Here is a 1,078-nt window from a genome sequence, read left to right as displayed (position 1 = left end):
CAACGGATCTGATGTTGAGGGGAAGACCCAGGCGAATCCGACCATCACAACCCAGCCCAAAAGCCACCCCAAAAGTGTTGTTAACGCCCGTTTCTTTCGTGCCTGGAATCAGCGGCAAACCTTCGCTATAGTACAATGGTATGCCTGGCCAGAGGGTGGTAATCCTGCTCCTAGCCGTTGGTTCTGGGCTGATCAATTGGCTCAGTTACACCGGAAACGGGTGCCTTGGGTTGCGGTGAATATCCAAATTCCCATAGAACCTTTGGGTGATCTTGAAAATTTTAGGCCAATAGCCGAATCTCTCAGTAAAATGGTTCAAACTGCTTTGATGAGCGATCCTTTTGCGGAGCAAGCTAGTAGTATTGAAAGTATTAAGGATCAAGGCTCAAAGATGAAGGCTCAAGCATGAAGGATGAAGGCTCAAGGATGAGGAATCAAGGATCAAGGGTGAAATGGGTTTATTGCTGGAACACTTAGGGTTGACTAAAACGTTTATCGACAACTAGAAGTTAAACGTCAGAGTTGCCTCTTCAGACTTACCTCTTCAGACTTTCTACTTCCCACTTCAGACTTGAGATTTCAGACTTGAGATGATAAGTGACCATTGGAAAATGACAACTGACACCCACAGGTTTGGTAACCAAGTTCTGAATTTATCTTTATTTGGGGGTACCGTATTATTATGGCTGGTTAGTTCTGGAGTTTGGGTCAGCCCTGGTTTGGCTAAGCTTGTCGGAAATTTACCGACATCGGTGCAAAATCTTGGCGATGGGATTAGCGATCGCGCTCAGTTGCCTACGTTTAGTTCCATGGAACGGGAAACAAGGGAAACTGTTGAATCAGGGGAAAGGGAAAGGACTGAACTGGAAACCTCTGAAACCACGCCTGAGACAACCCCTGAGACAACCCCTGAGGTAACCCCTGAGGCAACCCCTGAGGCAACCCCTGAGACCATAGAGGTAACGGAAACGTTGCCACCTCCACCACCGTTGAGCAACCCTGAACCGGTCTCAGAGGAGAATCGATTAGAACAGTTGGAGGAAATGTTACCTCCTTTGGGCTACCCAGAGACTCTGTC

At 47.7% G+C, this 1,078-nt stretch carries 1 protein-coding gene and 1 pseudogene; both read left to right on the top strand.

What is annotated here, in order from left to right; genetic code table 11:
- On the top strand, positions 1-409 hold a 409-nt coding region (locus F6K53_RS44935), incomplete at its 5' end, for a cyanoexosortase B system-associated protein (protein ID WP_293087584.1).
- Positions 410-611: 202 nt separating this feature from the next.
- Positions 612-1,078: pseudogene (locus F6K53_RS44930) on the top strand (hypothetical protein); the annotation flags it as partial.

The organism is Moorena sp. SIO4A1 (genome assembly GCF_010672065.1).
Taxonomy (GTDB): Bacteria; Cyanobacteriota; Cyanobacteriia; order Cyanobacteriales; family Coleofasciculaceae; genus Moorena.
The sequence above is the reverse complement of the archived record's forward strand: the minus strand, read 5'-3'. Positions and strand labels throughout refer to the sequence as shown.